Source organism: Frigidibacter sp. MR17.14 (genome assembly GCF_037095735.1).
Lineage (GTDB): Bacteria > Pseudomonadota > Alphaproteobacteria > Rhodobacterales > Rhodobacteraceae > Frigidibacter.
The window spans coordinates 1-23,060 of the sequence record NZ_JBAWKD010000015.1; the positions used below are offsets into that span (position 1 = coordinate 1).

24 protein-coding genes and 2 pseudogenes are annotated in these 23,060 nt (G+C 65.5%); 7 read left to right on the forward strand and 19 right to left on the reverse strand.

The window, feature by feature from the left end:
- From V8J36_RS20505 to ampC, 3 genes and pseudogenes are all read right to left on the reverse strand, one after another.
- Positions 1-548, reverse strand: a pseudogene (locus V8J36_RS20505) (IS5 family transposase); the annotation flags it as partial.
- Between the two features lie 3 nt (positions 549-551).
- Positions 552-832, reverse strand: a pseudogene (locus V8J36_RS20510) (transposase); the annotation flags it as partial.
- A gap of 191 nt (positions 833-1,023) precedes the next feature.
- Positions 1,024-2,166, reverse strand: a complete 1,143-nt coding sequence (gene ampC, locus V8J36_RS20515) for a class C beta-lactamase (RefSeq protein ID WP_336469190.1) — start codon at positions 2,164-2,166, stop codon at positions 1,024-1,026.
- A gap of 92 nt (positions 2,167-2,258) precedes the next feature.
- On the opposite strand from ampC, the gene V8J36_RS20520 reads away from it, so the two are divergent.
- Positions 2,259-3,128 carry a LysR family transcriptional regulator gene (locus V8J36_RS20520; protein ID WP_336469191.1) on the forward strand — a complete coding sequence of 290 codons (870 nt, stop codon included), beginning with the start codon at positions 2,259-2,261 and terminating at the stop codon, positions 3,126-3,128.
- A 41-nt stretch (positions 3,129-3,169) separates the two neighbouring features.
- Here V8J36_RS20520 and V8J36_RS20525 read toward each other — a convergent pair whose 3' ends face one another.
- The 3 genes from V8J36_RS20525 to V8J36_RS20535 all read right to left on the reverse strand — a co-directional run bounded on the left by V8J36_RS20525 (position 3,170) and on the right by V8J36_RS20535 (position 5,347).
- Complete coding sequence (locus tag V8J36_RS20525; RefSeq protein WP_336469192.1) at positions 3,170-3,478, reverse strand: helix-turn-helix transcriptional regulator; 309 nt, start codon at positions 3,476-3,478, stop codon at positions 3,170-3,172.
- 239 nt (positions 3,479-3,717) lie between these two features.
- Positions 3,718-4,230, reverse strand: coding sequence for a hypothetical protein (locus tag V8J36_RS20530; protein WP_336469193.1), 513 nt, complete (start codon positions 4,228-4,230; stop codon positions 3,718-3,720).
- 10 nt (positions 4,231-4,240) lie between these two features.
- Positions 4,241-5,347, reverse strand: coding sequence for an AAA family ATPase (locus V8J36_RS20535; protein ID WP_336469194.1), 1,107 nt, complete (start codon positions 5,345-5,347; stop codon positions 4,241-4,243).
- A 1,273-nt stretch (positions 5,348-6,620) separates the two neighbouring features.
- Between V8J36_RS20535 and V8J36_RS20540 the strand changes: the two genes are divergently transcribed.
- Positions 6,621-7,178: a hypothetical protein gene (locus V8J36_RS20540; protein ID WP_336469195.1), complete on the forward strand. Its 558-nt coding sequence runs from the start codon at positions 6,621-6,623 to the stop codon at positions 7,176-7,178.
- 9 nt (positions 7,179-7,187) lie between these two features.
- Here V8J36_RS20540 and V8J36_RS20545 read toward each other — a convergent pair whose 3' ends face one another.
- The 10 genes from V8J36_RS20545 to V8J36_RS20590 form a co-directional block, all read right to left on the reverse strand.
- Entirely contained in the window at positions 7,188-8,324 is a 1,137-nt protein-coding gene (locus V8J36_RS20545; protein ID WP_336469196.1) for a tetratricopeptide repeat protein, read from the reverse strand.
- A 7-nt stretch (positions 8,325-8,331) separates the two neighbouring features.
- A complete protein-coding gene (locus V8J36_RS20550) occupies positions 8,332-8,781 on the reverse strand; it encodes an OmpA family protein (RefSeq protein WP_336469197.1) in 450 nt (149 codons plus the stop codon).
- Between the two features lie 121 nt (positions 8,782-8,902).
- Positions 8,903-9,598: an anti-sigma factor gene (locus V8J36_RS20555; protein ID WP_336469198.1), complete on the reverse strand. Its 696-nt coding sequence runs from the start codon at positions 9,596-9,598 to the stop codon at positions 8,903-8,905.
- A complete protein-coding gene (locus V8J36_RS20560) occupies positions 9,595-10,131 on the reverse strand; it encodes a sigma-70 family RNA polymerase sigma factor (RefSeq protein WP_336469199.1) in 537 nt (178 codons plus the stop codon). The genes V8J36_RS20555 and V8J36_RS20560 overlap by 4 nt, the downstream gene beginning before the upstream one ends.
- Positions 10,132-10,263: 132 nt before the next feature.
- The gene (locus tag V8J36_RS20565; protein ID WP_336469200.1) at positions 10,264-11,238 is read right to left on the reverse strand and encodes a DUF4394 domain-containing protein; all 975 of its coding nucleotides are present in this window, start codon (positions 11,236-11,238) and stop codon (positions 10,264-10,266) included.
- A 238-nt stretch (positions 11,239-11,476) separates the two neighbouring features.
- Positions 11,477-12,385, reverse strand: coding sequence for an SDR family oxidoreductase (locus V8J36_RS20570; RefSeq protein ID WP_336469201.1), 909 nt, complete (start codon positions 12,383-12,385; stop codon positions 11,477-11,479).
- Positions 12,382-13,059, reverse strand: coding sequence for an SGNH/GDSL hydrolase family protein (locus tag V8J36_RS20575; RefSeq protein WP_336469202.1), 678 nt, complete (start codon positions 13,057-13,059; stop codon positions 12,382-12,384). Before V8J36_RS20575 ends, V8J36_RS20570 begins: the two co-directional genes overlap by 4 nt.
- Before the next feature lie 529 nt (positions 13,060-13,588).
- Positions 13,589-14,218 carry an anti-sigma factor gene (locus V8J36_RS20580; protein WP_336469203.1) on the reverse strand — a complete coding sequence of 210 codons (630 nt, stop codon included), beginning with the start codon at positions 14,216-14,218 and terminating at the stop codon, positions 13,589-13,591.
- A gap of 68 nt (positions 14,219-14,286) precedes the next feature.
- Entirely contained in the window at positions 14,287-14,478 is a 192-nt protein-coding gene (locus V8J36_RS20585; RefSeq protein ID WP_336469204.1) for a hypothetical protein, read from the reverse strand.
- Positions 14,475-14,756 carry a sigma factor gene (locus tag V8J36_RS20590; protein ID WP_336469205.1) on the reverse strand — a complete coding sequence of 94 codons (282 nt, stop codon included), beginning with the start codon at positions 14,754-14,756 and terminating at the stop codon, positions 14,475-14,477. The genes V8J36_RS20585 and V8J36_RS20590 overlap by 4 nt, the downstream gene beginning before the upstream one ends.
- Positions 14,757-14,937: 181 nt before the next feature.
- Between V8J36_RS20590 and V8J36_RS20595 the strand changes: the two genes are divergently transcribed.
- Together V8J36_RS20595 and V8J36_RS20600 are read left to right on the forward strand one after the other, a co-directional pair.
- Positions 14,938-15,489 (forward strand): fasciclin domain-containing protein, encoded by a 552-nt coding sequence (locus tag V8J36_RS20595; protein WP_336469206.1) that lies wholly within the window; start codon positions 14,938-14,940, stop codon positions 15,487-15,489.
- A gap of 61 nt (positions 15,490-15,550) precedes the next feature.
- A complete protein-coding gene (locus V8J36_RS20600; protein WP_336469207.1) occupies positions 15,551-15,745 on the forward strand; it encodes a hypothetical protein in 195 nt (64 codons plus the stop codon).
- A 320-nt stretch (positions 15,746-16,065) separates the two neighbouring features.
- Here V8J36_RS20600 and V8J36_RS20605 read toward each other — a convergent pair whose 3' ends face one another.
- The 3 genes from V8J36_RS20605 to V8J36_RS20615 all read right to left on the reverse strand — a co-directional run bounded on the left by V8J36_RS20605 (position 16,066) and on the right by V8J36_RS20615 (position 20,225).
- Complete coding sequence (locus V8J36_RS20605; protein ID WP_336469208.1) at positions 16,066-17,556, reverse strand: FAD-dependent oxidoreductase; 1,491 nt, start codon at positions 17,554-17,556, stop codon at positions 16,066-16,068.
- A gap of 628 nt (positions 17,557-18,184) precedes the next feature.
- The gene (locus V8J36_RS20610) at positions 18,185-19,336 is read right to left on the reverse strand and encodes an HPP family protein (RefSeq protein ID WP_336469209.1); all 1,152 of its coding nucleotides are present in this window, start codon (positions 19,334-19,336) and stop codon (positions 18,185-18,187) included.
- A gap of 7 nt (positions 19,337-19,343) precedes the next feature.
- Entirely contained in the window at positions 19,344-20,225 is an 882-nt protein-coding gene (locus tag V8J36_RS20615; RefSeq protein ID WP_336469210.1) for a LysR family transcriptional regulator, read from the reverse strand.
- Between the two features lie 85 nt (positions 20,226-20,310).
- Between V8J36_RS20615 and V8J36_RS20620 the strand changes: the two genes are divergently transcribed.
- The 3 genes from V8J36_RS20620 (at position 20,311) to rlmF (ending at position 23,037) form a co-directional block, all read left to right on the forward strand.
- Positions 20,311-21,033 (forward strand): glutamine amidotransferase, encoded by a 723-nt coding sequence (locus V8J36_RS20620; protein ID WP_336469211.1) that lies wholly within the window; start codon positions 20,311-20,313, stop codon positions 21,031-21,033.
- Between the two features lie 3 nt (positions 21,034-21,036).
- Positions 21,037-21,729, forward strand: a complete 693-nt coding sequence (locus tag V8J36_RS20625; RefSeq protein WP_336469212.1) for an aspartate/glutamate racemase family protein — start codon at positions 21,037-21,039, stop codon at positions 21,727-21,729.
- Positions 21,730-22,131: 402 nt separating this feature from the next.
- Positions 22,132-23,037 (forward strand): 23S rRNA (adenine(1618)-N(6))-methyltransferase RlmF, encoded by a 906-nt coding sequence (gene rlmF / locus V8J36_RS20630; RefSeq protein ID WP_336469213.1) that lies wholly within the window; start codon positions 22,132-22,134, stop codon positions 23,035-23,037.
- Positions 23,038-23,060 lie beyond the last annotated feature (23 nt).

Here is a 23,060-nt window from a genome sequence, read left to right on the forward strand (position 1 = left end):
CTCGTTGATCGCGACATGGCATCGTCTGGTGTCATAGGCACCGTCGGCCGTGACCGAACCGATCTCAGCATCCTCGGGGATCTGCGCCAGAAGGGCTGGAAATGAGGAGGGTCAGGAAACGATCCGGGGGATCGTTTCCCCGACGAATGGGCTGTCGCCTTGCCGACTGGACGTGAACTCGACGGCCCGGACGTCTCCGGTCTGAGCATCCACGCCGATATGGACCTTGCGCCGCACGTCATGGTTTCTCGAACCAGTGGCGAAACATGGCGCGCCCTGCGGCGCGACGCACCATGCTTGCGTGCCTGCCATTCTCCATCGCCGCGGAACTTGATGCCGGTGCTATCAACAAGCAGGGCCACAGGGCCGTCCGGGCGGCGATAGGGGATCCGCACGGCAAGCCGGGCCTGACGCCGACAAAGCGTAGAATAGTCCGGAACGGGCCAGTCCAGCCCCGCCATGTCGATCAGGCTCGCGACCAAACCGACCGTTTGCCGGAGCGGCAGGCCAAACAACACCTTCAGCGTCAGGCAGGTTTGGATTNAAGCGTAGAATAGTCCGGAACGGGCCAGTCCAGCCCCGCCATGTCGATCAGGCTCGCGACCAAACCGACCGTTTGCCGGAGCGGCAGGCCAAACAACACCTTCAGCGTCAGGCAGGTTTGGATTGCGGCTTCAGAGAAGGTCTCGGGATGACCGCGCTTGCCCGTCTTGACCGCATGCCAAATCATCGTCGGGTCGAACCAGATCGAGAGTGACCCACGGCGGCGCAGAGCAGCATTATAGTCGGACCAGTTCGTCGTGCGATAGCGAGGGGAAGAGGGCTTCGGCATGGCCCGAAGCTAACAGTCAGGATTCACGACGTGAATCCGCCTCACCGATAAGTGCAACAACGCCCATCCGGGGCAAGCATTCTGCGCTGAAGAGCACTCTCCCGCGGGCGCGCTTGTCGATGAGGCCCGTTCCGGCACCGATGACATCGGCGCGGGCACATCACCCGCGTGGCCATCGCTCTCGCGTCGACCTAGTCGACCGTCAAACGAGAAATCAGCTCGAGCGTGGCACGCACGCGGACTTCGTTCGGAAAGTTGCGATTGGCCAGCACGACAACGCCCAGGTCCTCGCTCGGCACCATGGCGACATAGGCCCCGAAGCCATTCGTGGATCCGGTCTTGTTCAGGAACACCTCCCCACCGGCGGGCTGCTCGGAAGCCTCCATTGGCTGGGGCTTCAGGATGAAATCATAGCCGTTCCCCGCGACCAGTCGCTCGGGGTCGGCAGGCCAAGGATAGGCTTCCCAGATCATGCTCTGGGTGAAGAGCCGCGTCTGGAACTGCGGCTCTTGCGTCCTCGACACGGCCTTGGCGACATCGGGGGCGACCGGGGCCTCGCCGAGTTCGACATCGAGAAGGGTCAGCATGTCACGCGCCGTCGACTTCACGCCATAGGCCTCGTCATCGAGCACGCCTGGCGTGACCCGGATCGGCTCATCGGTCTTTCGATCGTGGCCATAGGCATAGCGGTTAGCCGCTGCGGGCGGGACCTCGACCCAGCTGTCCTTCAGGCCGAGCGCCGGAAAAAGAACCCCTTCTGCCGCATCAGCGTAGCTCATGCCCATAACTTGGGCCATGACATGGCCCAGAAGACCGATGCTGATGTTGGAATAGCTGCGCGCCCCGGGCTCGGGCGGCGTCCATGCCTGCAGCCAGTCGACGAGCTGATCGACAGTCTTCGCATCGTCCGGCACCTGAAGCGGCAGCCCGCCCGAATGATGCGTCGCCAGATCCAGCAGGCTCAACTGGCCCGCGGGCACACCCTGCAGGCGGGGCAGCCAGGTCGAGACGGGGGCGTCGAGCGAGAGTTGCCCGCGTTCCTCCGCCAGTGCCGCGAGCGTCACGTTGAAGATCTTGCTGATCGATCCGAGCTCGAAGATCGTGTCTGGCGTGACCGGACGGGTGTCTTCGCGCGACGCGAGGCCGGTCGCGTAGAAGCGGTGCTCGCCACCTTTCGTCACGCCGACGATCAGCCCGGGGATGTTGTGGTCCGCGATGGCCTGGCCGAAGGCGGCCGCCGCATCGGCCTCGAACCGCTCTTGGGCGTCCTCGGCAAACGCAGGCGAGAATGGGGCTGCAAGCAGCAGGATCGAGAGGGGGAGCGCGCGGGTCATGTCTGGTCCTTCGTGGTGTTGGGCAGTGACCTATCCGGTGGTGCTGGCACAGGGCAGACGACAAAGGGTTGGACTTCGCATAAGCTCAGCTCATGCCTGATCGCCCCGACATCCCGCTGAATGCGCTCCGCAGCTTCGAAGTCGCGGCCCGTCAGGGCAGCTTCACCCGCGCCGCGATCGAGCTGCGCGTGACCCAGGCCGCGGTCAGTCACCAGATCGCGCGGCTCGAGGGCCTCTTGGGCCTCACGCTCTTCCACCGCACACCCGCCGGCCTCGTGCTCACCGATGCCGGGCAATCGCTGTTTCCGGTGCTGGAACGCGGGCTGGACGACATCGCACGGATGATCGAGCGCATCTCGGGCGGGCAGCCGACCGAGGTGGTGAACCTCGGCGCCGTGACGACCTTCGCCACCGGCTGGCTCATCCCGCGGCTCGAGGCCTTCGAACGGGCGCATCCGGGCGTCACCGTCCGGCTTTCGACCAACAACAACCGGGTGGAGATCGCGCGCGAAGGGCTCGACGCCGCCATTCGTTTCGGGTCCGGACACTGGCCGGGTCTCGAAGCACACCACATCATGGACGCGCCGATGGCGCCGCTCTGCGCGCCGGGGCTGGAGCTGCGCCGCCCGGGCGACCTGCCCCGGCATCGGCTGTTGCGCAGCTACCGGGCCGAGGAATGGCCGGCCTGGTTCCGCGCTGCGGGCGAGAGCTGTCCACCGCTCGCCGGTCCGGTGCTGGACAGCTCGAATGGCCTCGCGGAGTTGGTGGCAGAGGGCTTCGGCATCGCGCTGCTGCCGCTGCCGATGTTCGATCGCCAGATCCGCTCCGGCAGATTGAGGCGTCCGTTCGAGCCCGTGGTCACGCTGGGAAGCTACTGGCTGACCGTGCCGAAGGATCGCCGGGTGACGGAGCCGACCTGCCGACTGCTGGACTGGATGCGGGAGACGGTTTTCGCAAGCTAGCCGCAGTCCCTGACCCTGCCTTCAGGGCACTAGCCTCGGCGTCACCGCCCCTCTGCCCGGTCAGGTGCCGAATGCTTCTCTCGCGCCACGAAGCCGACCACGAAGCCGAAGGGTTTGCAGATCTTCTCGAGCGTCTCGAGCGTCGGATTGGCCCTGCCGCGCTCCAACGCGATCAGCTGGATCCTTGTCAGGCCGAAACGGTCGGCGAACTCCGCTTGGGTCAGGCCCAGGCAATTACGCATCTGCCGAATGGCCTGCGGCAACCTCAGCTGCCCGCGGCGGGCGAGGTTGGCGAACTCCAGGCGAAGCGCTAGCTTCTCTTCGCGGCTCAACTGGCGCTTTTTCGGCATCTTTGCTCGTCCGTTGTGTGGATCCCGGATCTTGGGCTACGGGCGTCGAGCACGAGCGCGCGCACCGCTCTCTCCCCACGGAGGGAGATGCGAAATGTATCGTCGCAAGGATACATGACATGCCGAACCGGCTAGAATGAGTATCTCTATGAAGATACTTTTGGTGGGTCTCTCGGTGACGAACGCCCTGATCGCAGGGAGACAGGTTGGCCTCGCGGCTGGCGGCACCAGCGGGATGATCAAGATGTCTTCCCCTCTGCGGCGAGCTGACGAAATCGCCTCGCATGCTCCGCCAGCATTGCCTCCAGAACTTCGGGATCCGTGACCGGCCTGTATCCGGGGCAGTCGAAGCGGCGGATGCGGATTGAGCCGAGTTTGACCTGAAGATCTTCTTCCCATGCCGGGTCCCAACGAGCGCCGGACGCCTCGGCGAACGCGCGGATGGTTCCCGAGGCGAGGCGCGGGTCGCGCCTGCGTGCCGCCCGACGGATGATCTTCGTCCAGGGTCGCCGAGGCTCGTCGATCCGCAGCAGAGTGCCGAAGGCGTCGAAAGCCACGACGCGGACGTCTGCAAGCACGTCCCGAGACAGCGGCAGGAGATCTGGCTGCGGTGCCCGGGCAATGAAGCGATCGACAGCCTCGAGATCCGGTTCCGGGTCCCGCATCCGACGGATCGAAAGGATGCAGACGGCGCTGACCGCAATCCCGAAGGCCAGGGCAGCGGTCGAGAGGGCGATTTCAAGAGGGTTCACGCCGGAGCCTTCAGTGCAGAAGCGGCCGCGCGGCCATCATGACCGCGTTGTCCAGGAGGCGCAGCGCGGTCCGCAGGTTGGGTCGTCTCTCCTGCCCGAAGCACCGGGTCATGGCCTCGATGCTCAGCTCGATCATGTCGTCCGAAAGCCCGCGCTTGCGCCCCGCACGGCGCGTGAAGGCCGCGAGTTGGTCGATGGACGGCGGCGGCAGTTCGATGATCCGGCAGCGCGACAGGAACGGCGCGCTCAGCCCCTGCAGGCCGTTGGCGGTCATCACCCAGTTGATCCAACTCATGTCCATCGGCAGTCGGACATAGGGGCAGCTCCACCGCGCCGAAGTCGCGGGTTCGAGGAACGGCAGCATCCCGTCGGTGAGGTTGTAGGTGCCCCCGGAGGTGCCCCGGGCGGGCACGGCCTTCTCGATCTCATCAACGACAATAAGGACGTTGCCCACCTGCTCGCGCAGGACCAGCTCCACGGGCCGACCGGGTCCGGCATTGCCCCAGCCACGCTGACAGCCGGCCACCGAGAACGAAGCGTTCTCGCCCGCGGCATCGATCTCCGTGCTTGGCACGCCGATCAACGTCGCCAGCCGTCGTGCCCAGTGCGACTTGCCGATGCCCGGCGCGCCGACCAGAAGAACCGGCGGCAGGCGCAGTCCGGGCTCGCCGCTGCGCCAGGACTGGCGCATCGCATGCCAGACGAACTCGTTACAGGGGCCGAGACCGGGGTAGTCTGCATGAAGTTCGGCCGCGATCTCGTCGGCGCGCGCCTCGGAGGGCAGCTGGATCAGCCTGACACCGTGCCGGGCGGGCTCGATCACCTCCGCGATCTTCGAGGGCAACTGCGACACCTCGTGTCGGCGCTCATAGCAGGCCATGTAGCGCTTGGCCCGGCGATTGACCCGGCTCAGCGCCGCCCCGGTGACCGACACCTCGTCGAGCAGGCTCAGGTAGGCCTGTTGATCCCGCGTGCCGTCGGGCCGCAACGGCGGCTCGAGCCCTTCGCGCCGGATATGCGCCCTGCACCATGCCTCGCGCAGGCGGTTGCGGATGGAGAACTCCGAGACGGTGGGGTCGGGATAACGGGCGAGGACGAAGGGGTAGCGTGCGGTCATGGCATCCATCAAGGCGCAGAAGGTCAGGCCCGCCTGAGCGAGGCGGGTGCGGCGTGGTTCGGGTTGAGCGTTCGATGTGCCCTTAATGATGCATGATTCGAGCCGGCCTACAAGATGCGCCGTCATATTTTATTGCATAATTACATATGCTTAGATGAATTTTCCGATTTTCGCGAGGGGCGCTAAGCGGCACGCGACCGACCTCGCGTGAACCGTGGTGAAGCTTCTCGCAGGCATGCGTCGCACCTGCGTTTGCGGCAGCCTCAACGGGGATTGCTCGCTCTGGGCCTTGTCCGACGGGCAAGAGGTGCCTCCCCGCGGAGCGGCGCACCTAGTCGGCGGCGATCCCTCCGGCGGGTTTTCGTCTGGCTACAACGCCACCCGCAAACGATGGCTCGGCGCGAGAACGGGCACCCGCGGACATGCTGGAACCTTCCATGCGCCAGTGTCGGCAATGGGGCGCACGCACGATCAGGGTGGGAATGAACAGCTGCTCCCCGCGCTACGATGGGAGACCGGAGGTGCATCCAGGGGTCTGCCGACGCCTGCAACGAGAAGGAGGAGTTGCGGGGATCCCAGGGAGGAGGAGGGGATCCCCGCAGATTTCCGAGGCTCAGGGAGGAGGAGGAGCCTCTGGAAAGTCATCGACGACTTGCGTCGGCGTTGCCCATTTCCTCGCATCTTCGGCCCAGCGTCACCAGTGCGAAGATCGGGATGCCGACATGCCGTCAGTGCATCGAGACGTCAGAGCCGGCGAAGTGCATCGGCCCATCTCCCGTGCGAAAGTCACCGAAGCCAAGGTGCCGCGTGCCCGCCGTTCGAACCGAAACCTCTTCAAGCCAGCTCGTGGCCCGTCGCGCCCAACAGGCCGGCCTTGTCCTTCCTTCTTTCAGTCATGGGGGCGGATGCATTCGGAGCTGGTGCGAACTAGAGGGCGTTTGAACGACAGAAGACAAGGCAGCGGAGGTCCGCTCTTGAGGGGCATCTAGGTGCAGCGACACTTTATTTTTCGGACGTCTGTCTTAGAGTTTGATTCAGGCAAGCCTGCATCGGGGGGGAGCGGGTCATAACCGAACCAGATAGTGTGCTTGACCGAGATGCCCGCGTTGTTCGCGAAAGCCTCAGTTCTCCAGAATGGCAGGCAAGGCTTGAGGCTGCGCGGGCGCAACGGCTGCGGGTGCTGGCCTCCCGCGAAAGACAGGCTCAGTCGCGGAGGGACGAGGCGACCGGCGGCGAACCCGCCGCATCGCCTGTCATCCGCAATCGTCTCTCGATGTCGGCTGCAAGCCTTGGTGTTCTCGCTCTGGTGCTGGGGTCAGGTGTAGAGATCCTGCGGTCGCCGCCGGAGCCGCCGACCCCGCAACCACGTCCCATCACCGCCCAAATCGAAGCGCCGCAGTTTGTTTCCGGCGTAGATCTGCCCGCTTCTCCGAGATCAGTCGGGGCGGTCGAGACACCGGTGATTTCGGGCGCTCCAGCACCCCGCTTCGCGTTGCAGCCCGCCGACCCGGCACCGCGCATAGATCAGACGCCTTTCTCGTTGGCCGGTATTCGGGAGGCCAAATTGATGCGACTTGCGGCTGCGGTGCCCCCGGGAACCCGCGTGAGTGTTCCATCTGGGCCCGACTGGGTCTTCAATATTCCGGGGCTGCGGATCGCGGCCTCGATCCTTGCTGAACCGGAGGAGGTCGTCCGCTACTTCCATCCGGAGGATCGGGCGCTGGCCGAGGCGGCTGCGCAAACGATCAATGCCCGAGTCGACGACTTCACCTTTTACGCCCCAGCACCGCCAGAGGGCACCGTGCAGGTTTGGCTCTCGGACGCGGACTGAGGCTTGGCGTCAGCGCAATGCGTCTTCGCCCGGCAATTTCAGCAGCAGTTGACCAGGTCGCGAGGGAGTCGCGTCTTCTATGGCTGCAAATGCATCGACCGTGCCCGGCAAGAAGCTCGCGATCCTTTCGGCAGTCGCTCGGTCCTCGTGGAAGCGATAGGTCAGGCGGGCCTCGCTGATCCCCTGCGTCGAAGGTTGCAGGTCGGACCGGATTCCCGCCCGCCCGAGGATGGCGGCTAGGTGCCGCGCGAAAGTTTCCCCCCTGTCGCTGCCAGCTGAATATTCGATCGACACCTGGATGTCGGGGGCATCGGATCTCTGGCCGTCCATTCCCTGCCAGGGAGTTGCAGCGTAATGGGTGCCACCGGCATCCATGCGGCTGACGCGCCAGATCGGGTCGCCCGTGCCTTCGGGGATCGGCGCGATGGCTGCGGACGCTTCCGTCTCGGCGACATAGACCGCTTCGGCCCTGTCTTCCCCGGCAGGGGCGCGCGCCAGCTCGACCAAAAACCGGCTCCCCTCGGGGCCTGTCGAAGCCGCCCAGGCCAGTTCCGCCGTGCGACTGTCTATGACGATTGCCCCGAGAGCCGCTGGGGGCGTCAGGGCTGGCTGAGCATCGGTAGTAGGGACCTGATCGCCGTCCATCCTGTCCAGTCGTTCCTGCGCCGCCGAAAGGTCTTCCGCCGCTGCGGTGAGCCAGTAGCGGGCCAGTTGATCGTTCCGCGGGATGCCGGCCCCCTCCGCGTAAATCAGGCCGAGATTGTAACGTGCCCGCGCATGACCCTTCACCGCGGCCAGCGCATACCACTTCGCGGCCAAGACGGGACGGCGCACGGTGCCGATCCCGGCATCGTAAAGGACGCCGACATTGAACTGGGCATCGGTCAGGCCAAGTTCCGCCGCCTGCAGATACCATTCAAGCGCGGTGTCCGGGTTTCGGGGCTGGCCGAGGCCAAGGTCGGAGAGCAGGCCGAGCCCGAACATCGCGGCTGCGGAGCCCTCGCGGGCCTCGGCGCTCCAGATCCCGGCCGCAGCGGCGTAGTCACGCCGCTGGAAGGCGTCTTCGCCGGGCCCGGCTGTCGCCGCCTCTCCGGTCATCAGAACGATCAGACTGCATCCTGCGGCCAGTCCCCGCCAGCCTTTCATGGCAGGGTCACCGCCAGGAAATCTCGACCACGCGGTTCTGCGCGTTGTCGACATTGGTGTCCGTCGTCACCGCCAGATCGCTTTGCCCGCGCCCGAGAACCTGCAGGCGTTCCACCGGAATGCCCCGCGCAACCAGACCGTCGGCCACCTTCTGCGCGCGGCGTATCGACAGCTCAAGATTGCTGCGCGGATCTCCGATCGTGTCGGCCCCGCCCGCGACGATCATGACGATCGGATCCCCGGCGCGGAACAGGCGCGCGGCTTCGTCGAGCACCAACGTGCCTTCGGTCGAGATGCTGCTGCTTCCGGTCCCGAAATAGATCGACAGCGGTTCGACCTCCTGCGCCTCCGCAGGGGCGGGCGTGGCGGGCAACGGGGCCTGCTGCGCACCGGCCGTCAGCGACGCTGACACGACCAGAAGTCCTGCGAACATGATCGGGGTGATGGACGGTTTCATGGACTCTCCTCGTCAATGAAAATTCAATCTTGGCTTTCGAAGTCGCGCACGAGAGCACCGGACGGGTGCCGCGCATAGTCATTGATTGTGGGCCAGCCTCAGGGACGAGCCGTGGGGGGCGTCACCCCGGTTGCTGGCCGGTCCCGACCCCGATGATCGGCCCAGTCGGGCGTCCTGTAGGCGATCCTCCCCGTTGTTCGAGCGTGACCTCGTAAAGTTGGCCTTCGATCGGGGCCGGAAGGTCCGTGTCGAGCGACACCGATCCGGTCGCGTCGAGAACCCCCAGCGAAACCGGCCCGACCTCTTCGCTCCATTTCGTCCAGACCTGCAGGCTGGCCGTCTGGGGAAGGTCGGGTGGGGCAAGGCTGGTCAGGTCGACCCGGTTGCCACCGAAATCCTCGACGATGAACCGCACGGTGCCTTCCGGATCGGCAAGGAGCGCGATCATGTCGGGAGTAGGCGCGGGCCTGAGGACGAGTGCCAGACCGGCGAGCGCGGCGGCGACAGCCAGAAGCGCGGCGAAGACCATCGGTTTGCCGCTGCGCCGCAGGGCGGGCGCTGCGTCGAGGGCGGTTTCGGTGCGCTGCGCCTGCAGACTGCTCTGCAAGCTCGCCTCGATCCGCGACCAAAGGGCCGGGTCCGTCGCCGCAGGATCGCTCGTTCGATCTATCGCCGCGAACTGCTCTCGCAACGCGGCCACTCTGCGGCAAAGGGCTTCGTCCTCCCGAATGGCGTCCTCTAGCCGCAGGACCTCCTCAGGATCGAGAAGGCCAAGGACATATTCCTGCAGGCTGGCATCAAGCTCGGACGGGATCATGACATGCACCCCCGCAGAGTTTCCAGGCTGCGGCGGATCCACGCCTTCGCTGTGCCCAAAGGCACGCGCATTCGACCGGCGATCTCGCCGTGTGAAAGCCCGAGGACATAAGAGGCGAGCACGGCCCGGCGACGGTCCTCCGGGAGACTGGCGAGGCAGCTTTTCAGCATTGTCCCTTCCTCCAGCCGCTCCCAAGCCTGACTGACCAGCAGCCGCTCCTCGTCAGCCGCCTCCTCCGCATCCATTGGGACCGCGCCATCGCTTTCCTCACGCTGTCGCAGCAAAGAAAGGCTCCGATCACGCAAAGCCGCGATCATCCAGCTTTCGGCCCGGTCGATCGCAGGATTGAACTGGTCGGCAGTCTGCCAAATCCGCACGAAGGTGTCGTGGAGCGCATCCTCGGCAAGATCGTGTTTGCGTAGCAGGCGCAGGGCGATGCCCATCAACTGGTCTGCGTGCCGCTCATACAGCCGTCGAACCGCGTCGCGGTTCCCCGCCGCGCAGGCCAGCAACAAGGTCGCGTCGTCCTGCATCCCACCTTCCGAAAGCCGATAAGCCATTGTTCGATATGCGCCGAGACGGCGCATATCTGTCTTACGCGTCAGGCTTGGTCATGGATCAGATCCTCAGTCCAAGTGACGTGAGGTTCGATTCTGCGCCTGCCATCAAGCGAGGCTCTTGCGGCGACGTGCGAAAAAGCCAGCGCCCGCGAGCGCAGACCCGAGCAACACCACGCCGGCCGGGAGCGGGACAGGGGCTGGCGACGCCACGGCGAAGCCGTCCAGTGCGCCGAATTCTGCCCCGGCATAGCCGATAAGCGACGCGTTCACGTAGCCCATGCCGTTCGCGAAGAGATCGAGTTCATAGAGGCCGGTGCTGAATCCGGTCGACAGAAGGGCCAGCGCCTGGTTCGAGCCTTCCATGATGGAAAGAATGTCGAAGCCGCCGACCTCGGTGAAGTCGAGCACGGAACCGTTGAACCAGATCTGACCGATCGTAGTCAGCAGACCGGTGTTGTTTGCCAACGTGGCCAGAGTGTCGAGTTCGCTATCCAAGACGAACTGAATATTGGTGGTCGGATTGGCGACCGCATTCGTATAGGCATTTGCAAAGATCGACGGATCCGCGCCGAAATTCACGTCACCCTCGGCATAAGCCAACGGCATGATCATATTCGCTTCGCCCGCAATTGTCGGGGGCGAATTGTTCGGGAAGAAGACCCTGTTTTCGTCGGCGGTCGTGACGATGCGTGCCGCATCCAGCACGTTGTTGAAATCGAACCCAAGCGCCTCGACGCTGGTGCGGTTTTCTGCTGCGGCGGTCACTACAGCCGTAGCGATGCCGGTCATGGGGTTCACGAGGTAGACGGTGTCGGTGCTGTCACTGTAGCCGTAGAGTTCGCGAGTTTTCGGGCGAAACGCCAGCGAACTCATCTTCATCGTCACGCCGGCATCGCTTTTGATTGTCATGCCGCTGGCAGAGCCGGGCATGTTCAGATTTGTCATGGTGACCAGAGTCTGGCCGTTGTTACCGAGAGCGTAACCGGTCGCGCCCATCGGGACCGCCGGGACGGTTGCGGCGCTGATCGCACCGGCGCTAACCAGCAGCGCGACAGCTGATCCGATCACGGGAAATGTCATTGGCATCATATTTCTCGTCTCCCACATTGAACATGTGCCGATGCGAAACCTCGGCCGAAGACGAGACTATGGCAATTGAAAGGCATGGGAACGCCGCGAGCCTCAAGTATATTTTTTTCTTCGATGCATCCAAATTGGATGACTGATTTTAATGGGTAAATTCATTCATCGCGAGAACGTGATGGTTTCGAGGATTATGGGTGCATCCAAAGCCAGTGACCCGCGAAAATTCGACTGCTCAACCCGTGCCCGCCAGCCTTGCCGACACCTGCCAGAGACGTTCTGCTGCCGCCTGATCCAATGCCATGTCTGGTATCTTTGCCTGCCCAGGCGTTCCACAGGTCTCGAAAAATCCCGATGGCCCGAAGTATCGATCGGACGTCGCCATCGGCGCTGTGGCGGCAAACAGAAGTGGAAGCGCGGCCTGTTCCACGGGCTGAAACAGGAACCACAGCACCGAACGCACCAGCGATGTGGGGCTGCGGCGGCCGGGGGCGCTGTGGAACAGGTCGGTCCGCGCGATCCCGGGGTGGGCGCAGAAGCTCGCGATGCCCCAGCCTTCCGCATCGCTCCGCCGTTGCAGCTCGAGCGCGAACATCAGGCAGGCAAGCTTCGACTGCGCATAGGCGCCAAAGGCGCTGTAGCGCGACTCCGCATTCAGATCGGCGAAGTCCAATCTCCCCCTCCGAGCGGCGAGGCTCGACAGGCTGACGACCCGTGGCGCTGACGCTAGGCGGAGCATCGGAAGCAGCCGCATCGTCAGGGCGAAATGGCCGAGGTAGTTCGTGGCGAACTGCAGTTCGAATCCATCGGCGCTCAGCTGCCGCACCGGCGGGGTCATGACGGCGGCGTTGTTGATCAGAATGTCGACGGATTTTCTGTGAGCCTGAATCCGTTCTGCGAAAGCGGCAACGGAAGCAAGGCTTGCGAGATCCAGCATCTCGAACGTTACGCTGGCTTGCGGATGCGCGGCGCGGATCAGGCGCAACGCCTCTGCTCCCTTCGCCGCGTTGCGCCCGGCAATCGTCACCTCGGCGCCAGCCCCGGCCAGCGCCTTTGCAGCTTCCAACCCGATGCCACCCGTGCCGGTGACGATCGCGCCGCGTTCGTGCAGCGCCGGCATGTCTTCAGCGGCCCATCCCGTCATCGGGTCGAATTCCGCGTGATCGTCTGGGCCAGGGTTCGTCCGATCACGGCTGATCCCGCGGCCGACGGATGGGTATTGTCTGGGCCAAGGAGATTTTGGTCGCCGGGATCGAAGAAATCCTCGGCATCCACGAAGAAGACGCTATCGCGGGCGCCCGCATATGTCGCGATGCGGCGCTCGATCTCAACAAGTCCGGGACGGCAGCCCTTGAACGAGGTCGAGTGCGGAGCCTGATAATACCCCATCCAAAGAACCTTCGCCCCTCCGGCGCGGGCGTTTTCGATGAGCCGGGGAATGTCGCCCCCCGTGCCGTCCGGAGAGATCAGGGCGTCGATCTCGCCGTCACATTGCGTGCAGCCGCAGGAAAACCCGAGATCATTCGCCCCGCCGTTCATCACGACCCAGTTCCAGCGCCCTGACGACAGCTGATCGGGGATGTTCAGCCCGACAAGAGACCCGAGAGGCCCAACGCGGACTTGCGCCCCTAGGGCGGCGCGACTGACGACTCGTCGGTGCGTTACCTTTGCGATGATGTGTCCCACATCGGCCTGGTCAGAGCGGTTCCAGGCCATGACCGAGTCGCCTATGACCAGAATGTCGCCGTCCTGCTGCTTCGGCACCAGACCGCAGGCTGCGACGAGGAGCGAAAGGACCAAAGCGGCTGCGAGCTTCATAGGGGCGAACACCCTTCAAGGTTCAGAGGAAGGATTACATAGGCTGGACACTTCCGTCGCCCAACTGGCGGGCTCGACGCGCCCGAGTCTGCCGACTTCATCGAACGTCCGGTCGCGCCATGAGCGTGATCCATCGGCAGCCGAAGCCTTCTAGGCATCCGGCCCGTCAGATCACGGCCATCGCAACAGCCGCCGCGATCATGGCGCCAAGCAGCACGATCAGGAAGGCCGCCAAAAGTGGCGAGCGATCGGTGTCGGTCGTCGCCAAGGCCTCAACCCGTGTCGCGGCTCGCCGTCCCGATCTGGATATGCCGCAGCCGAGGCCGTCCGAAGTCTTCCGCATCGGAGCCTCTTTCGTATCTCTCATGGGCGGTGTTGCTCATCGGACAGTGGCATTCGCAATCCAAGTGATTTCATCAACGTCGCTAACGAAGGGCGCACCGGATCGTTTCGGATATCCGCCAGAATCTTCGCTTGCTGATGGGATACGAGGGCTGGCCGCTTCGCGTTGCAGAAGGCTGCAAATAAATCAGAGATCCGCGATGGACGCGGTGGCCAGAACCGGTCCTGTCGGCAGTCCGGTCGGAGAACCGCCCGAAGGTTCAAGACTGACGGCCAGCACATCACCCCGCTCAAGGCGCTGGGTGACCGTCGTCTCCGCCCCTGTCAGCAGCCCGAGCGAGTGGGGTTGCCCGGCCCGTATGACCCAGAGCTGATAGGACTGCGCATTCGGCGCCGGACCAGAGGTGCTGCTGAACGTCAGGCCCTCGGCATCCGCCAGGACCGAGATGGCGAGGTCAGGGGCCGACAGTTCGGCAATGGGGCGCAAATCCTGTCCGGGCCAGAACCACACCGCCGTCAGGACCGCCAGCGCAGCAGCCGTCAGGCCCGCACCAAAACTCCAGCGCTGCCACCAAACGCCTCCGGTCCGCGGTGCCGGCCCGAAGATCCGCTCCTCCGTGCGCCCTAGCAGATGTGCAGGCGGCTCGACAGCGACGAATTCCGCGTCCAATCCCGAAAGGCGCTGCTGCCAAACTTGGACCTGCCGCGCGAAATCCCCGTTGCGCTGCAGCAGATCCTCGGCGCGCGCCCGGTCCTCGGCCGAGGCAAGGCCCAGCACATAGTCCGCTGCCAAATCATGCTCGTCGGCGCCCGTCACTTCTTCACGCACTCCCTCAAGCTGCGCAACCCGCGGTGCAGCCAGCTGCGCAGCGTGTTGAGCGGAATTCAGATGGCTTCGGCGATGCCCTCACAGGTCTCGCCATCCAGATAAGCGCTGCGGACCGCCCGCGCCCGATCGGGATCGAGCGTGGCGAGGCAGTCGAGGATGTGCCGCGCCTCCCCCTGACGGATCAGCACCGTCTCTGCGTCGGGTCGCTTGTCCACGCCCGTCGCGGCCAGATCCCCATCCTCCGTCACCCGCGTGGGTCGTGCCCGCAGCCGGTCGAGGCAATGGTGCGGGCGATGACGATCGACCAGCTCATCGCCAGACCCCGAGAGGGGTCGAACCGGTGGGACTGTGTCCAGAGGCGGGTCATCATCTCCTGCAGCGCATCCTCGGCCTCGCTCCGATCCCTGAGCATACGGAGGCGGACCCCGAAAAGTTTCGGACACGCTTCGGTATATAGTGATCGCAGCGCGGCCCGCTCTCCGCGCGCCATGCGGGCGAATGTCTCCGCCAGCAGATCGTCTGTCATGCCTTCCCCCAAGGTCGACGACAGGACGCCCGCAACCCGAGCCGGTATCGAGCGAAAGCGCCGGAGACGCCTTCGATGCGGCTGCGGGGAAAAAATCCACCTTCTGCGCAACTTCTCTGAAGCGCGGTCCGTATCGCCTTTGTCCGGGTCGACGTGACCCAGCATCTCAGGAGGAACCGGTATGAAGACGCTCAATCTGTTGCTTGTCTCTGCAGCCCTCAGCTTCGGGGCAACCGCCACCTTTGCGGCCAACCCGATGGTTGGCGGCGCCCCGATGTATGAAAACAAGAACATCGTCGAAAACGCGGTCAATTCCGCCGACCACACGACGCTGGTCGCGGCGGTGAAGGCGGCGGGACTGGTCGACACGCTGGCCGGTCCGGGGCCGTTCACCGTCTTCGCGCCGACCAACGCCGCCTTCGAGATGCTGCCCGCAGGCACCGTCGACACGCTGCTGAAGCCCGAAAACAAGGCGATGCTCACCAAGGTTCTGACCGCACATGTGCTGGCGGGTGACTGGACCGCCGAAAAGATCATGGCCGAGATCAAGAAGAGCAAGAACCGCATGGCGAACTTCACCACGGTGTCCGGCGATGCCCTGTCGGCGCGGATGAAGAACGGTGCGCTCTGGATCTATGACGAAAGCGGCGATGTGGCGAAGGTCACGATTGCCGATGTCGACCAGTCGAACGGCGTGATCCATGTCGTCGATCATGTGCTGGTGCCGAAGTAAGGGCGCGACCGCCGAACTGCCGATGTGATGGAGCCACGGCGGCGCCCAAAGGGTGCCGCCGATGCTGTTTGTCGGCTCCAATCGCGCGACGCGGTGCTTCGGGTCATTTTCGGGCCGCGTTGACAAGGACGAGTTGCACCCGACGGCGAAGGGCGCCTTCATCGCGACTTTGTTTGAACGTTGCGGGATGACGATGCAGGGTGAGGCTGGCTCAACCTTGTGGCGCCCGATCGCACCGCCTGGCAAGCCCGCCTGAAAGCCTTCCCAAAGCCAGCACAATCGGGTGACCGATCCGGCTTCATCGCGACGTCGTGTCGCGCGTGGCGTCGGACCCTGACGGACGGAAAGAAGAAGACAGAACCCGGTGTTGGTCGAGACGCATCCTCGCCGCCCTGACCTTGTTCAGCCACCGTTCCGGCGCCGCCTGATCTGGCGTCGCATGCGCAAGTTCCGAGATGTCCATGATCCCCCCAGATCGCCGGTGGCCCGGTCGACAGGCACCCTACCGTGGATGCTGCCGAGCGAACCCGCCGGGACGCGGTTGGTTCCTGACCACCTGTCCGAGGCATGTTCGGATCAAGACCGCGCCGCGACCTCTCGGGCCTGTTCCTCCTCCAGGGCGAGCATGTCGCGCCCGCTCGTCAGAAGGGCCGAACCCGACGCGTCCCGGTAACGGATCGCAAAGGTTCCGCCCTGGACGTCGCCGTCGATCTCGACCTGCTCGGGTCGGGCATGGCCAACATAGCGGAATTGCTTTCCGTAGAAGCCTGTCCAGAAGAACGGCGCCGCCCGGAATGGAGTCGCAGTCCCGGCAAGGAAGTCTTGCGCGAGATGTTCGCCCATGCGCTGCGCATGAACCCAGTGCTCGATCCGTTGCCGCTTCCCGGACAGGGGGGCGGGCACGGCGGCGATGTCGCCGATTGCCCAGATCGCCGGATCCGAACTCTGCAGCGTCGCGTCGACCGCGACGCCGCCCTCGGCCATATCCAGCCCGGCCGCCTCTGCCAGACCGATCCGCGGCGCGACACCGGTGCCCAGCACCAGAAGATCCGTGGGGATCCGCGCACCTGCGTCGGTGACGACCGTGCCGTCTTCGAAGGAGGCGACCGTCTCGCCCATCCGGAAGCGGACGCCCTTGTCGATGTGCAGGTTCATGATGTGGCGCCCCGCCTCATCGCCGAGGATCCGGGCCAATGGCAGCGTGCCCTGTGCGACCACTGTCACCTCGATGCCGCAGGCACGCAGCGCAGCGGCCACCTCGAGCCCGATGAAACTTGCCCCAAGGACGAGCGCCGTGCGCGCGGTCTTCGCAGCGTCGATGAGGGCATCCGCATCGGCAAGGCTGCGCAGAAGGTGACCCTGTTCCGCGCCCGGGAAGTCGGGTCGTTTCGGCGAGGCGCCGGTGGCCAGCACCAGCCGGTCATAGCCGATGCGCTCCCCCTGCGCGGTCTCGAGCTCACGGCTTTGAACATCGACTCCCGTGATCTCGGTGCCGGTCCGGATTTTCACCTGGTCCAGCCCTTCCGCGGGCAGGAAACATTCGTCGCGGCTCTTACCGCCTTGAAGATATTGCTTCGAGCAGAAGGTCCGGTCATAGGGGGCGTCCGGTTCTGCACCGATGAGCGTCACGTCGGCGCCGCGGCCAGCGCGGCCGAGTGCAGCGGCAAGTGCATGTCCGCCGGCTCCGGTGCCCACGATGACGATCCGTTCTGCGTTGGCTTTGGACTTTGGCGAAGGCGCGGCCTTCTTGCCAAGCACGCGGATCAGACCATCGGTCTCCTCGACCCGGAAACACGACAGCGACTGGATTGCAGGTCCACCTTCGGCAGTCCCGTCCGCCAGCGAAAAGCGCGCATGGTGCCATGGGCACCTGACCTGCCCTTCCACGACGAGCCCCTTGTCGAGGGAGGCTCCGAGATGGGTGCACTTCGCGGAGAGTGCCGAGAGCTCTCGCCCGTGACGGACCAGGATCACCTCCTGCCCTTCATAAAGCCCAATCATCGGGCTTGCCTCACGCAGATCTTCGGCCTTCACACCTTTTGCCAGATCGGGCTTGTCATCGGGCATGGCTGGGCTCCTTCGATGGGGATCGGTCGCGCCTTTCTCAACAAAGGCTCCGCGCTGCGCTTCCGTAGACAGCGCAGAGCGTGCTGGCGCAGTTCCGTCGAGTTCTCGTGATCAGGGCGACGGCCGTCGAGGACCCGCTTCCGGCTTGCGGCGCGGGATGCCAGATCGCCGCCATGACCGATGAATTCGTGGTTCTCCTCGCGCCTTCGGGTCTCGGCTACGGCCTCGGCAGCAACGGCGGCTCGAGCCCTTCGCGCCGGATATGCGCCCTGCACCATGCCTCGCACATGCGGTTGCGGATGGCGAACTCAGAGACGGTGGTGCCGCGTGCCCGCGGTTCGAACCGAAACCTCTTCAAACCGGCGCATGGCGCCGTCGCGCCCAGCAGGCCGGCCTTGTCCTTTATCCTTCCAGTCATTGAGGGCGAATGCATTCGGAGCAGGTGCGAACTAAAGGGGTGCCACCTCGAGATGTCCGGCAGCATGGAGCCCTTAGCGGACCTTCCGGAAAGGAGCTTGGCGGCAGGACGATCAGCGCCGTTCCTCATGGGTAGTCAATCCACGCGACTGGCTGCCATGACAATTGCGCGGGGTTCTCCTTTCATCCGGCAGGGCTCCTGCCCGCCGGCTCAGCCACCGCCCACCGCGGCGCGATGGACCAGCGCCGCCATCATGTCCGTCCGTGTCACGATGCCGATGATCCTGCCGCGCTCGAGCACCGGCACGGCGTCGACCTCTTGCTCTGCCATCAGCCCCAAGAGGACGCTGGCAGGTGTTCCCGCCACCGCGCGCGGACCGGCGACCGACATCAGATCGGCCGCGGTCGCACCCGCGCCCGTGGATGGGCTTAGAAGCCTACGGAAGGCGGCAAGCAGGCTCCGCTCGAGGCGCAAGGCGTCCTCGCGCGCGCGCTCGATGAGATGGATCTGGAAGATCACCCCGTAGAAGCGCGCTCCGGGCCCGACCACGGGCAGCGAGGTGAACCGGTGGCGGCGGAAGAGGTCGGCGACGTCGGCCATGCCCGTTTCCGGCCCTACCGTGATCAGGTCGCTCGACATGATGCCCCCGGCTGTCAGGGGGCCGGACTGCTTGTCCAGCACCTGCCGTTCGGCAGCACCGATCAGGCGCGCCAGATCGGCAGCCCCGATATTGAACGACTGCCGATACCTCTCGAGGATCGCGGTCAACTCCGGCTCGGACAGGCTCAGGCGGGCTTCGGACGCCGCCGCGCGATCGGGCAGAGCCTGAGGAGGCACCTGCCGCGCAGGGTAATGACGTCCGGTCAACCGCGCATAGAGCGATGCCAGCGCGACGAGGGCAAGGGTGCCACTGGCGATCGGGGTCAGGGCGAACCAGAAGCCCAGACGGTCGATCGCCTCGGGCGACATGGCTGCGGTCATCGCGACGGCCCCCGCGGGCGGGTGAACCGCGCGGCAGAGCATCGTGGCGGTGATCGCCAGCCCCACCGCCAGCGCGATGCGCAGGACGGGATCGGCAACGCAGAGGCAGACCGCGACCGCGACCAGTGCCGCGACCGTATTGCCGACGACGGCGGACCAGGGCTGGGCCAGCGGGCTGTTCGGCACGGCGAAGAGCAGCACCGAGGTCGCCCCGAAGGGCGCGACGAGGTAGAGGCCGGTCGCCAGGTCGACGCCGGGCGATAGCAGCAAGAGCCCGACCAGCCCGAGGCCGCAGAGTGCCCCAGCGCCGGCCCGTGCCGCCTCGGCCAGCGGCGCACGAGCGACCACGGGGCCGAGGGACCGCATTAACGGTTTCAGCATGACGGCATCACTCCCTGGCGGCCGGCGCGGCGGCCAGCATCCGGCGCAGCGCGTCGAGCGGGCGCGACGCCTGCGCCTTTCGCCAGACCAGATGGGTCCGCACCCGCCCGATCTCGGCGGGAAGTTCCAGAACCTGAACCTGCGCCTCTGCCCCGAGAGCCGTCAGCACCGCGCGCGGCAGGATCCCGACCCCGGAACCGGCCACAACGCAGGCGAAGATCGCGTGATAGGAGGCAAGCTCCATCACCCCGTCCGGCACCACGGAGGCGGTGGCAAGCCAGGTCTCGAAGATCCGCCGGTAGGAACAGCCGGTCTCGAAGGCGATCATCGTGCGCCCGCGCAGGTCGTCCGGGCCCTGGATTGCCGGCAGCGAGAGCGGCGCGATGAGGGCAAGCTGCTCGGTGAAGACCGGCAGGGTTTCAAGCTCGTGCGGATCGAAGGGCTCGGAGACGAAGGCCGCCTCGATCTCGAACTGCCGGACGCGGCGCAAAAGGCTTGCGGTGTCGCCGGTGGACAGGTCGATCCGCACCTCGGGCTGGGCGGCATGGAAGGCGGACAGCACCGGCGGCAGCCGGGCGGCGGTCGTGCTTTCCAGCGCGCCGAGCCGAAGCGTGCCGCGAAGCGTGTCAGGGCTCAGCGCAAGCTCGGCCTCGTCGGCAAGCTGCAGCAGCCGCTCGGCATAGGTCAGCAGGCGGGCGCCATCCTCGGACAGGATCAGCCGGTTGCGCTCGCGCCGGAAGAGCTTCGTTCCCAGCCGCTCTTCAAGGGTCTTGATCCGCGTCGTGACATTCGACTGGACCCGACCCAGCCGCTGGGCGGCGCCGGTGATCCCGTCCGCCTCGACGACGGCCCGGAAGATCCGCAGGGTTTCCAGATCAAGTCTTCTCATCTTGAGAACGTCCATTCTCAATTATTCATTTTTCAGAATGATCGCGGATACGTATAGGCGGTGTCAAGCAACCACGGATCATCCGATGCACCGCAAACCGCTGCTCATTCAGACAGGCACACCGCCGGACCCGATCCGGTCGGCGCTTGGCGATCTGCCGGACTGGTTCGCCGCGGCGCTCGGCCTGCCCATGGACGGGCTGGAGGTCGTGCGTGCCTTCGAGGGCGAGATGCCGCCGGAACCAGCGCAGGGAAGACCCGCCATCCTCACCGGTTCGTGGTCCATGGTCACGGATCGCGCGCCGTGGAGCGAAAGCCTCGCGGCCTGGATCCGCGCCGCGATGGCGGTGGAGATGCCGCTGTTCGGGGTCTGCTACGGGCATCAGCTGATTGCCCACGCGCTTGGCGGCACGGTCGGCTATCACCCGGACGGTCGCGAAATCGGCAGTCAGGCGATCCGCCTGACCCCGGCGGGCCTAGACGATCCGGCGCTGGAGCCGGCAGGCACAGAGTTCACCGCGCAGCTCACGCATCTGCAGACGGTGCTGACCCCGCCCCCGGGGGCAGCGGTTCTCGCCGGGTCGGATCACGATCCGCACCAGGTCCTGCGCTATGGGCCGAACGCCCTGTCGACGCAGTTTCACCCGGAGTTCACACCCGCGATCATGGCCGGCATCATCGACGCCCGGGCCGAGGCGCTGGCGCAAGAGGGGCGCGACCCTGGCGCCCTGCGCGATGCGGTCTCTCCGGCTCCCTTCCCCCAGAACATGCTGCGCGATTTCGTCGCCCGGCACAGCCAGAGGTCCTGACAAATGCGCAAGATCGGCCTGATCGGCGGCATGAGCTTCGAAGGCTCGGCCATCTACTACCGCCAGATCAACGAAGCGGTGCGGGCGCGGCTGGGCGAGCTGCACTCGGCCGAGATGATGCTCTGGTCCGTCGATTTCCAGAAGATCGTCGACATGCAGAAGGCGAGCGATTGGCAGGGCGCCGGGGATTATCTTGCCGATGTGGGCCGGCGGCTGGAGGTGGCCGGGGCCGAGGCGGTGCTGATCTGCGCCGTCACCATGCATCTGGTCGCCCCGCAGGTCGAGACGGCGCTGAGCGTGCCCTTCCTGCACATCGTCGATGCCACGGCGGCGCGGCTGAAGGCGGCAGGTCACCGCCGCCCGCTGCTGCTGGCCACGCGCTACACGATGGAGAACGGCTTCTACCCGGCCCGGATGGCGCAGCACGGGATCGAGGTGATGGTGCCGGATGTAGAGGGGCGGACGCTCACGCATGACATCATCTTCAACGAGCTTTGCGCGGGCAAGGTGCTGGAGACATCGCGCGCGGCCCTGATCGCGCTGGTCGATCAGGCCCGGCAGCAGGGGGCCGACAGCGTGATCTTCGGCTGCACCGAGATCTGCCTAATCCTCGAGGTGGACAAGCTGCCCCTGCCCGGCTTCGACTCGACGGCAATCCATGTCGACGCGGCGGTGGATTTCCTGCTGGAAGGTTGACCTGCTGGCGTGCTGCAAGCGAGCGGCCGGATGTTTCGACGTGAACGGGCGGCTTGCCGGAATTGGAAACTGCAAGCGGCAGCTTGGTCCGCAATGCTGCCCGTTGCAGCCGAGGCGATGCTGCTCACCGGGGCGGGCGGCAGTGTCCGGGCTGCGGCTGCGCAGAGACGGCCACTTCCAGTCGGGAGCTTTGAGCCGCCCCTCCTTTTGCGGCCTGTGCGTCTGGCACGGAGGGCTGCATAGACTGGCAGAAGCGCCAGATCGGTATGGCCTGCGCCTCTCCGCCCGGTTTGCTGGGGTGACGTGAAGGGCAGGCTCCATTATCTCACAGAAGGCCATCAAGGCCCTGACCCGCCACGCGGGATGGCGCATCGTCGGCGTCAGACAGCACGAAGGTTCTCTATGGCCGTTCCACCCAAGCTGCATCCCCGCAATCAGCACCAGCAAGGGTATGACTTCGAGCGCCTGCTGACCGGATCCCCGGAGCTGGCCGCCTTCACGACTCGAAACCCGCGCGGTCGGGTCACGATCGATTTCTCGGACCCGGAGGCGGTCCGCGTGCTGAACCGTGCGCTTTTGCGGACGCATTACGACGTGGGTTTCTGGGACCTTCCGGACGGTCACCTGTGCCCTCCGATCCCCGGCCGCGTCGATTACATCCACCACCTTGCGGATCTGCTGGCCGAGGCGGATGAGGGGCGCGTCCCGCATGGCCCCCAGATCAAGGCGCTGGACATCGGGACCGGCGCCAGCCTCGTCTACCCGCTGACCGGGCGGCACGAATACGACTGGGATTTCACCGGTGTCGACATCGACCCGGTGTCGATCCGGTCGGGACGGCGCATCGTCGAGGAGAACGGGCTCGACATCACGCTCAGGCGCCAGAGCGATCCGAAGGACATCTTCCACGGCGTGATCGGGCGCGATGACCTCTTCCATGTCACCCTCTGCAACCCGCCGTTCCATGCCTCGCCCGAGAAGGCGGATGCGGGTAGCCGGCGCAAGTGGCGCAACCTCGGGAAAGGCGACTCGGGCCTGCTGAATTTCGGCGGCCGGAATGCCGAGCTGTGGTGCCCGGGCGGCGAGATCGGCTTCATCGCCCGGATGATCGAGCAGAGCGTCGACTTCGCGGACCAGTGCCTCTGGTTCACCTCCCTGGTGTCCAGGAAAGACAGCCTCAGGCCCCTCACGCGGATGTTGAGCAGGGCGCGGGCCGCAGAATTCCGGGTCGTGGAAATGGCCCAGGGTCAGAAGGAAAGTCGGTTCCTGGCGTGGACCTATTACGCCAAGGAAGAGCGCTCCCTGTAGCCGGGTGTCGTTTGGCCGCGCGA